The sequence below is a fragment of the Sandarakinorhabdus sp. genome (assembly GCF_031422795.1).
In the GTDB taxonomy this organism is placed as follows: domain Bacteria; phylum Pseudomonadota; class Alphaproteobacteria; order Sphingomonadales; family Sphingomonadaceae; genus Sandarakinorhabdus.
This window is the reverse complement of record NZ_JANPML010000145.1, coordinates 1-11,137: the sequence shown is the minus strand read 5'-3', so window position 1 is coordinate 11,137 and position 11,137 is coordinate 1. Positions and strand designations below refer to the sequence as shown.

Sequence of the window (11,137 nt, the reverse complement as noted above, 5' to 3'; positions counted from 1 at the left end):
GTGCCGGTCGAACAGCCGACGCCGACCCCGGCCAAGGCGGCCGAGGCCCCGGCGGCGGTTGCCATCGATGCAGCCCCGACAGGTGCCGGCGATGCCTTTGGCCTGCAGGGCGGCGGCGCGGGCGGGATGGGCGGCGTCGGCAGCACCGGCACGGGCACCGGCGCTGCCGGCGGGGTCAGCGATGCCTTTTATGGCCAGAACCTGCGCAATGCCCTGCAGGAACGCATCCAGTCGCAGGACAGCGTCAATCGTCAGGTGTTCAGCGCCGATTTCGCCGTCTGGGTCGACAGTATCGGCAAGGTTGCCAAGGCCGAACTGCTGCGATCCAGCGGCGACGCCAAGCGCGACCAGCGGCTGATCGCGATCCTGCTGGCGACCAACGACCTCGATGCCCCGCCGGCATCAATCCGTTTCCCCGCGCGCATTACCGTGCGCGGCCGCAAGACTTCCATTTGAGCCATGATGACAGGACTTCATGCATGATCTCGTCCTTTACCAAGGCGCGCATCGCGATCGCGGCCACCAGCGTGCTGCTGGCGGCGTCTCCAGCGCTGGCTGCGTCTTCAACCTCAGCGCCTTCGACCAACGCCACGGCCAACCTGATCCGGTTGTTGATCAACAACAAGGTCATCACCAAGGCCGCCGGCGAAGCCCTGCTGGCGCAAGCCGAAGCCGAAGCGGCGACGGCACTGGCTGCTGAAGCGCAAGCCAAGCTCGCTGCTGCGCCAACGGCAACGCTGGCACCGCCGACTGCAGTTGCATCGGCCGAGTTGCCGGCGCCGGCGCCAGGCACGATCCGGGTGCCCTATATCCCCGAGACGCTGCGGGCCAAGATCAAAGACGAACTCAAGGAAGAAGTGCTGGCGCAGGCCAAGACCGAAGGCTGGGCCAAGGCCGGGCAGGTCCCCGATTGGCTGAGCCGCGTGACGCCTTATGGCGATATGCGTTTCCGCAATGAATCGACCTTCTACTCCAAGGCCAACACCAACGAACTGATCGATTTCGGCGCCTTTAACCAGCTGGCGCCCATCGACATCAACGCCGCCACCAACCCGACCGGTTTCCCGCTGCTCAACACCAGAACCGACCGGCCGAACACCTTCCGCCTCCGCGCGCGTCTTGGCCTGAGGGCCAAGCTTTCGGATCTGGCGACCGTCTCGTTCCGGCTGGCGACCGGCGACGATATCAGCCCGATCTCGACCAACCAGGTCCTTGGCGGCGGCTTTGCCAAAAAGGATATCTGGCTTGATCAGGCCAATATCCGGCTGACTCCAACCAACTGGCTGTCCGCCTCGCTCGGGCGCTTCAGCAGCCCGTTCAAGCCCGGCCAGGCGCTGTTCGATACCGCCGAGCTGATGTTTGACAACGATCTCAATTTCGACGGCATCACGGCGGCCGCAGATGCCAAACCGTGGCTGCCGGACAACACCCGGCTGGCATTGACCCTCGGTGCATTTCCGCTGGAATTCACCGATCAGGAATTCCCGATCAACAGTGTCGACAAGGCTGGCGATGGCGCCTCCAAATGGCTGTTTTCGGCGCAGCTCAAGGGCGGCGTGACCTTTGGCGACGGCGACTACGCGATCAATGGCACCGTCGCCTATCACAGTTTCAAGGGCGTTCAGGGCCAGCTTTCCACGCCTTGCGACCTGTTCAACGGCAACACCCAATGTTCCACCGACCAGAACCAGCCGGCGTTCCTGCGCAAGGGCAACACGCTGTTCTTCCTGCGCGACATCAATCCCGACCCGGCCAGCCCCAACAATTTCGCGCAGCCGCAGACGCTTGGGCTGGCCTTTGATTATGATGTGATCCAGGTCAGCGCTTCAGTTGGCGCGCCGATCGCCAAGGGCGTCAATCTGCTGCTGGAAGGCGAATATATCCGCAACCTGGCGTTCAAGCAGAGCGACCTCTGCCGCTTTGATCCCAAGGGCTTGCCGATCAACAACATCATCGTTGCCGATCCGGTGGCGGGCGCAGCGGCAGGCACGGCAGCATCGCGCTTCTATACCAATCCCTGCACCCCCGATGCCAATGGCCGCATCGCCCGTTTCGACGGAGGCAATCAGGGCTATTCGATCCGCGGCGTGATCGGCATTGCCGAACCCAAGCAACTTGGCGACTGGAACATCGAGCTCAGCTATCGCTACATCGAATCCGACGCCACGCTCGACAGCCTGTCAGACAGCGATTTCCACCGCGGCGGCACCAATGCCAAGGGCTATACGATCGGCGGCACCCTTGGCCTTGGCCGCAACCTGTTCGTGACCGGTCGCTGGTTGAGCGCCAACGAAATCTCCGGACCACCTTTGGCGATCGACGTGCTGCAAGTCGATCTAGTGGCCAAGTTCTGATGCGCGCCGCCGCCACCGCATTGCTGTTGCTGCTGGCCGCTGCGCCGGCAACGGCGACACCGCTGGAAGACCGGCTGCGCGAACAATTGCGCGCCGTGACAACCCAGCTGCGCGATCTGCAGGCCCAGCAATCGGGCGCCGATGCCGGCCGGATTGCCGCCGAAAAAGAACGCGACGCGCTGAAGGCAAAGCTGGCGGCGGGCGGCGGCTCTGTCCGAGAGCTGGCGGCGGCCCGCAGCCAATCGGCGGCGCTCGGATCACGGCTCGCCGAAGCCGAGGCCAGTGCCGCTGAACAGCGCAGCCGCGCCGACGCGCTGGCGACCCGTCTGGCTGCGTCGGAGTCTGGCCTGGCCGAACAGCGTCAAGCGGCGGCGACAAGCGCAGCGGCGCTGGCGGCCAGTGCAGCTGCCCTCACCAGCAGCGCCGAACGCAACATGCGGCTGGTGACCACCGGGCGCGAATTGGTGGCCCTGCATATCAAACGCTATGGCCGTCACAATTTCCCGCCCCTGCAGCTGCTGCGGACGCGGATCGAGAACGAAGCCCAGGGCATGGGCGATCGCATCACGGTCGATGCCATCGTGCCCGCGGCCGGCCCGACGGTGCCGCAGTGATCAGGCCCTCAACTGGACGATCGCCTGGACGATCCGACGGGTCCCCGATGTGTGTTGCCGTGGAGCGCGTGCGATGATCAGCCTGAGCAAGCCCATGATGCGGATCGGTGTCAGCGGTGCCGCGCTGGCGATGGGGCTCATGCATCTGCCGGTCATGGCGCAGACCGCTGCAATCTTGCGCGCCAGCGCCGGGCTTACGACACCAGTGGTGTCGCCGTCGGCAAGCCTGCCGCGTCCCGGGGCCGTCGCACCCAATGTGGCGGGCATGACATCGGCAAGCGCGCGGGCGCTGGCCAACCAGGCGGCGGCAGCCAACGCCACCAGTCTGGCCGTGCAGGCCAATCAAGCGGCGCGCGCGACGGCACAAGCGCTGGCGCAAACAGTGCCGAACGGGCTGATTGCGGGCGGGTTGGTGCCGGTGACCAATCCCACCACCGCCGCGCTCGATCCGACCGGTCTCAGAGTCTGGCAGGGCGCTTCAGCACCGGTGAAGAGCGGCAGCAACGCTGCGCCGACGGTCACCATTACCCAGACCAGCGCGCGGGCGCTGCTGTCGTGGGACAGTTTCAATGTCGGCCGCACGACAACGCTGGAATTCAAGCAGCAGCCCGATTGGATCGTCGTCAACCGGATCGTGGCAAATATCGATCCGACGACCGGCCGCATCGCCGATCCTGGCAACCTGCGACCAAGCCAGATTCTCGGCACGGTCAAGGCCGATGGGACGGTATTGGTCCTCAACCAGAACGGCGTGATGTTTGGCGCCACCGCGCAGGTCAACACGCGCTCGCTGCTGGTGTCGAGCCTTGAGCTCGGCTCGAACAATGTGCCGGGTGCGAGCGGCGGCCTGACCGTGCCTTCGACGTTGGCGCAGCGCAATACCAGCTTCCTGCAAAGCGGCCTGCTGGCCAGCAATGCGCTGGTCTCGGCGATGTCGGTGTTCAACCAGGGCGGAACCGCCGCGGTTGAAGCACCCGGCCGCGAGGGCAAGATCACGATCGACGCTGGTGCAGCGATCGCCAGTGCCAGCGGCGGCTTCGTCATCATCGCGGCGCCCGACATCAGCAATGCCGGGCAACTGCGTTCGGAACAGGGCCAGGTGAGCCTGCAATCGGGGCGCAACGTGTTTGCGGTGGCCTCCACCGGTGCTGCCGGAAGCGCCGATCCCGAGGCCCGCGGGCTGGTGCTTTCGTCCACATCGCTGACCGCCGACACAATCGTTAACGCCGCAACCGGCCTGATCGAAGCACCGCGCGGGCTGGTATCGCTGGGCACCACTGTCACCGGGACGATCACCAGTGCCGGCGTGCTGTCGTCAACGACCAGCGTGGCGCGCAATGGCAAGATCGTGCTTTCCGGCGCTGCCGTCACGCTGGCGCCCGGCGCGACCATCGCCATAACGCCCGACAGCAACGGCGAAACCATTCCGCAAAGCGCTGAATCGGTGGCGGCGTTCAAACGCTCGGTCATCGAGATCGGCGGTGCCCAGGTCCGCGGCGTTGTTTCGCCATCGCAGATCAGCATCGGTAGCGGTGCGCTGATCTATGCGCCCAGCGCCCGTGTCAGCATCGGCGCTACCAACGATTCTGCAACGGTGAGCGTGCTCGACGATGTCCAGGGTCGCGCGTCGTCCTTGCTTGTCGATGATGGCGCGGTGATCGATGTCGGCGGCATCAAGGATTTCATTGTCCCGGCCTCGCGCAACAGCGTCCAGATCACGCCAGTCAAGCGCAACGAATTGCGCGATACGCCCAATTATCGCGAAACGACGACCGACGGCAGCTTCACGCTCAATGGCGCCACCATCCTTGTCGATCCCCGCCTTTCGGGCGTCCGCGCCGATGGCGTCGCCTGGATCGGTTCGCCGCTGATCGAGGCCGGCAGCTTTTTTGCCCAGGTCGGGGTGACCTCTGCCGAACTGATGACCAAGGGCGGCGACCTGACGCTGGGCGTCCGCAGCTTTGCCCAGGGCAGCAGCCAGGCCGCACCCAACGTCACCATCCGGCCGCGTGCCAGTATTGATGTTTCGGGTGGCTGGGTCAGCTATGCGTCCGGCGTTGTGGAGACTAGCCGGCTGCGGACCGCCGACGGCCGGATCGTTTCGGTCGGCGCCGCGGATCCCAACGACAATTTCGTCGCGGTCGTGGGGGCGATAACGGCAGAGCAACCGCGTTTCGGCGCCAGCACGACCTTTGGCAACCAGGTCGCGCAGCCGACCGATCTCGAACCCGGCTATACCGAGGGCCGCGATGCCGGTTCGCTGACCATCAAGGCATCGTCGACCACGCTCGCCGGCGCTATCCATGCCGAAGCCTTTGCCGGAACCCGGCAGATTGCGGCTGCGCGGCCGGGCACGATCGCATCGACGATTGCCAGCGACGGCCGCACGCTGCAATCGGCTCCGTCACAATTGCCCAGCGGCGGCCTGCTCAAGATCGCCGCGATCGGAACGGATTCAGCGGTCCAGGCCGGCGGCGCCGATATCATCGTCTACCGCGCCAGCAGCGCCACGCCCGCCCGCCCGGCAGCGGAAATCCTGCTGTCTGATGCCTTTGTGTCCGGGCTTGGCCTGTCGGGCCTGACCTTGCAGACCAGCGGCCGCATCAGCTTTGCCGCCGGATCGACCGTGGCGCTGCAGCCGGGCGGTGCGCTGTTCGCCGATGCGGGTCGCACGATCAGGTTGGATGGCACGATCTCTGTCCCATCGGGCCGGATCGCCGCCCGCACCTATGAAGTCATCCCCGGATCGATTTTCCGCACCGATGATGATCTGCCCGACGTCCTTGCCCCCGACGGTGACACAGGCGCGGGGGCACCGCGGCTGTTCGACATCGAGGTCAACGGCCTGCTGTCGGCCCGGGGGCGCTGGAGCAACGACTATCTGGTCACCAATGGGGTCTATCTGGGCCGCGCTTATGCCGATGGCGGCAGCGTCAGCCTGGAGGTGGCACCACGGGTGCTGATCCCGATTGGCGACGACAGCGAATTTTCGGCCGATTTCAGCGGCAGCCTGCGGGTCAACGCCGGGGCCCGGATCGATGTCTCGGCGGGCGGCTATGTCCGGCCCGACGGCACGCTCGATCTGACGGCAAAGGGCGGCGATGTGGCGCTGGTCAATGCGACGGTCTACGCATCGCTGCTCAATCGGCCCAACCTGGTGGATCTGGAACCGCGATCGGTGCTCGTCGATGCGCCGAGCTTCATCACAACGCCGGATTTCGATCGCCAGTCGAGCCTGATCCCGCGGTCCTTCACCGCCGAAGTCACCATCGCGCCCGGCAGCATCGTGGGGCAGGGTTTTACCGGTGGCGGCGTTTTCACGCTGGTGACGCCCGATCTGAACTTCGGCGCGCGCGCCGGCGAGTCCGGAACCGCGCTGCCGCTTGATTTCTTTGCGTCGAGCGGTTTTTCCGCCTTTTCGCTGACGACCTTCACCAGCCGGCTGCTGCCGAACGTCTTCTCCAACGGCATCGCCGGCAATATCGCGCTGCTCGATACCGAAACGGCGACGGTCAAAGCCGGCGAAACGCTGCTGCTGACCCAGTCGCTGATCAACTCACTGCTTACCGACGGCGATGTCGATGCGGTCCGCAACCTTGCTACCGACGGCGACATCAAGGCTTTGCTGGGCACCGCCGTTCCGGTCGATGCCTGGGATCGCCGCGCCGTCGATCTGCGCCTCGCCGGCCTGACCGAGCTCAATGTCGCGGCTGGCGGCACCATCACGGCCAGCGACGGGGCGGTGCTGACCGCCTCCCGGCTGTTGAACGCCGGCACCATCCGGCTGCCTGGCGGCACCATCCGCCAGAATCTGACCCTTCCTGTCGCCTATCTCAGTTTGACCCGACCCGCCATCGCGGTATCGGGCCTGCCCGGCGATGACGGGCTGGCAACATTGTTCGGTGACCGCGATGCCAATGGCCTGTTCGATGAAAACGCGCCGAACGCGCTCCGCATTCGCGCCAGCGCCAGCGCCAACGCGCCGATCCTGTCCAACGCGGCGTTGACCACGGCCAATGGTTTCAACCGCCAGGTTTATTTCACGGCAGCGGTGGGCGCCGCCGACGGGATCGTCCTGACCGCCGGCAGCATCACCGATGTTTCGGGAACCAGCATTCGCAACCCGCGCGCCACTGCCCGTCCCGGCGGCGATCAGAAGATCGAGGGCCGTATCGTCAATGGCGGCACAATCGAGACTGTGGCGGCATTCATCAGCCCGGATCTCGTTTATGCGGAACAGCCGCTGTTCGGTGTCCCGCGCTTTGTCAATGAATCGGGCGGGCCGGTGACCGAACGGCGCAATGCCTTGCGCCTGACCGCAGCAGCCGGTGCCACGATCGATCTGCGCGGCGCCGCTGACCGTTACGACCTCGAAACCGCGCTCGGCATCTTCACCACAGCGCCGGTGTGGAGCGATGCCGGCGCGTTGACCCTGAACGGTGGCGGGACGATCGCGGGCAGCACGGTGCTGGCAAGCGGCGGCGCGGCGACCGCCGAAGGCGGTGCGTTGACATGGCTGAACCCGGTTCTGCGCCAGACCGACAGTGCCGGCCAGGCGGCTGATATTGTCGCTGCAGACCAGATCATGGCGGCCGGTTTCGATACGTTCACCGCGCTCAACCAGCTGACAACGCTGGGCGATGCCCGGCTCACGCTGGGGCGCGGCTTCTACCTGACGGCGCGGGCCTTTGATGGCGATGTGTCGACGTTGAATTCGTACCGCGCCAGCCTGGCAACAACCGGCGCGCTCGCCATTTCGGCACCCTATATCCAGCTCGAAAGTCCGCAGCAAAGCGTGCAGCCGTTCCCGGGTCTCCCCGGCGCCAGCGGCACGGTCACGCTCAACGCCGGCACGTTAGACATCATTGGCAGCATCTATGCCGACAGTTCGGTCAGCGCGCTGACGATCAACGCCACGGGTGATGTCCGGCTGACCGGCGTCCAGCCGGCGATCCTGGGCATCGTTGGCACCAGCGCACTGCCGGTGAGCAATTCGCTGACCGGGCAATTCGTCGTCACCGGCGACCTGACGATCACGGCCGCGCAGATCTATCCGACCACGGGAACTGGCTCGCTGCAGCAGGACATCAATGCGCTGCGGCTTGGCCAGACGCCGCTGGCCGCTCCCTATCTGCTCGCCTCCACCGGCACCGATGCAACGATCCGCCTTGGCCGGGCGGCAGGGCCAACCCCGGCGACGCCGTTCTCCGCTGGCGGCAATCTGCTCGTCCAGGCGGCCAATATCGAACAGCGTGGCGTGCTGCGGGTGCCGCTCGGTCGGTTGGTCCTTGGCAGCAATACGCCATTGGTCATCGGCACGAGCTTTGTGCCGGCGACCGTGCCGGCGACGCGATCGCTGTTGCTGGGTAACGACAGTATCACATCGGTCTCGGCCAATGGGCTGGTCATCCCCTATGGCACCACGACCGATCTGATCGAATATTTCTTCACGCCGACCAGCGATGGACGCCTGTTTGCACCGCCTGCCGGCGAACTTCGCCTGAGCGGTGACAGCGTTGCCGTCGATGCGGCGGCGTCAGTTGATGCCAGCGGCGGCGGCGATCTTTATGCCTATGAATTCGCCGCCGGCGTTGGCGGTTCGCGCGATGTGCTCAGCCGCTTCAACAGCGATCCGTTCAGCAGCAACAACGGCTTCCAGTTTCCCGACGGCCGCCAGGTCTATGCAATCGTGCCGTCGTTGTCGGCGGCTGGGGCAGCGCCGATCGATCCGATCTATTCGAGCGATTACGCGACGCTTTACGCTCCGTCCGATGCCGGCCGCCGTGTTTTTCTGGAGGCGGCGCCCGGTCTCGCCGCCGGCTGGTACACACTGTTGCCAGCGCGATATGCCCTGCTGACTGGCGGCCTGCGAGTTGTGGAGAATATCGGCGAAGGCCCGCCGGCGCTGGGCCAGTCGGCCGTTTTGCGCGATGGCAGCATCATCGTCGGCGGGCGTTACGGCATCGCTGGCACCCAGATCGAATCGTCGCAGCGTCGCACCTTCACAGTGCAGAGCCAGGCGACCTTCCGCAAATTCTCCAGCATCCAGCTGACTCCGGCGAGCGCGACGTTTGGCAACCTTGCCACGCGCGACGGGTTGGCGGTGCCACAGCTTCCCGCCGATGCGGCGCGGTTGGTGCTGGCGCCATTGACGGCGCTGGCCATCAACACCCGCTTCCTGACCGACCCGGCGCCAGGTGGCCGCGGATCGCAGGTCGACATCTCGGGCAACGATTTCGAAATCGTCGTGTCGGGCGCTCCCGATTCCCCCGCCGGCGTGGTGCGGCTGACCACGCGTGACTTCGCCAATCTGAACGCCGCCAGCCTGTTGATTGGCGGGCTGCGCCGCGACAATGTCGATGGCACGACGTCGATTCTGGCGTCGGCGCGCACGATCAGGGTTGCCAATGGTGCGGCCGATCCGCTGACGGCGCCGGAAATATTGCTCGCCGTCGATGGTGTCGGTTCGGCCATCACCATCGCCGATGGCTCGGTCATCCGGGCGACCGGCAACCTCGTCGATCCGCGCACTGGCGACTATATCATCACCGCTGCCGAAGCGACCGGCCAGACCGGCATCGGCGGCCTGGTGCGCGTGGCCAACGGCGCTGAACGCCGGCTATCGCGACCCGGGGATCTGGCGCTGGCCAACAGCCTTGAAGACAGCATCATCTCGATCGGCGAAAGCACTTTGTCGGGGCAATCGATCCTGCTGGATGGCAGCCGCGACCTTGTCATCACGGATGATCCGTTGACCCAATCACGGCCGCTGATCACCGCTTCCAGCCTCGTTCTCGGCGGCGACGATGTCTTTTTCACCAGTGCGCCCTCCGGCTATCGCGGGCTTGTCATCACGCCAGAACTGGAAACGCAGTTCGCGGCCGCCCAAAGGCTGACGATCGTCACGAAAAGCATCATCGGCTTTGCAGCCGGGACCCACAGCTTCAACGATCTCGTCATCGATGCGCGTGGCATCCGGCCCTATGGTCAGGCGACAACGCCGCCGCCCTTCCCTCGTGACGACCAGTTCGATGTGGCAGTTGCCGATCCGGCAGCGCCGATTGCAGTTACCCTCAACACCCGCCAGTTCAGCTATTCAAACAGCGATCTGGCGCGCACGCCGTGCGGTGGCGTCGCCACAATTGCGGCGTGCGGCAGTTCCGGCAACACGCTGACCATCAACGCCACCGCCATCAATCTGGGTTCGGGGTCGATGGGCATCTTCGGTTTCGACGAGAGCGTGCGGCTCGTGGCGAGCGCGGGCATCTTTGCCGAAGGGGTCGGCACGCTCGACGTCGGTATCGCCGATCTGCGCGTTTCAACGCCGTTCTTCGGTGATCGGGCACTGGTTGCTGATCCGCGCAGCACCACGCTCCAGCCTTCACTGACCGTCTTTACCTCGGCGCGGGTGCTGCTCGACGGGCCGGGCGCTGCGCCTGCAACGGCGGCGGCAGCGCCCGGATCGACCCTGGCGTTCGGGACCAGCGAACGGCCGATCGAATCGTTCAGCGCCAATGGCCTCACGCTGCGCGCGACGGCCGGCATATTGGATGTGCGGGCCACCGGCGACATCGTCGCAACCGGCACCACCGTGCTGGCCACGCCCGGCTTTGCCAAGCTGTTCGGCGATGCCGCTGACCAGGTTTCGGTCGCGGCACCGGGCGGCACGCTCAGCCTGGTCTCGGCTGCCGGCAACATCGCTCTGGGCAGCGGCGTCACGCTGTCGATCGGTGGCGGCAACGGCAACGCCGGCACGCTGCAGCTGTCGGCTGCCCGCGGCGGCGTGACACTTCCCGGCACGATCGATGCAACGGCGCCCGGCGGCAAGGCGTCGCTGGCATTCGACAGCGGCACCACCGGGTTTGATCTGTCGGGCTTTGTCGCCGGCCAGGGCCGGGCCTTTACCGGCGATGTCCGCATTCGCACCGGTATCGGCAACCTTGTGCTCGCGTTCGGCCAGACACTCGCTGCCAATCAGTTGCGGCTGACCGCCGACAGCGGCCGGGTGGAGATTGCTGGCACGATCGATACATCCGGGATCAATGGCGGCAAGATCGGCCTGTACGGCACCAGCGGGGTAACGCTGGCGGCCACTGCGCTGCTTGATGCCAGTGCCGATGGCTATGCGGCGAACGACACGCGCGCCGCGACCGGCGGCACCATCGAGAT

General features: G+C 65.8%; 4 protein-coding genes. All 4 read left to right on the top strand.

The window, feature by feature from the left end:
* The coding region (locus tag RMO81_RS05395) for a TonB C-terminal domain-containing protein (RefSeq protein ID WP_310474738.1) at window positions 1-456 on the top strand (456 nt) is incomplete at its 5' end.
* 23 nt (window positions 457-479) lie between these two features.
* On the top strand, window positions 480-2,354 hold the full coding sequence (locus tag RMO81_RS05390) for a putative porin (RefSeq protein WP_310474737.1): 1,875 nt from the start codon (window positions 480-482) through the stop codon (window positions 2,352-2,354).
* Window positions 2,354-2,968 (top strand): hypothetical protein, encoded by a 615-nt coding sequence (locus RMO81_RS05385; RefSeq protein ID WP_310474736.1) that lies wholly within the window; start codon window positions 2,354-2,356, stop codon window positions 2,966-2,968. Before RMO81_RS05390 ends, RMO81_RS05385 begins: the two co-directional genes overlap by 1 nt.
* A gap of 73 nt (window positions 2,969-3,041) precedes the next feature.
* Window positions 3,042-11,137 (top strand): filamentous hemagglutinin N-terminal domain-containing protein (locus tag RMO81_RS05380; protein WP_310474735.1); only part of this gene is annotated, 8,096 nt, incomplete at its 3' end.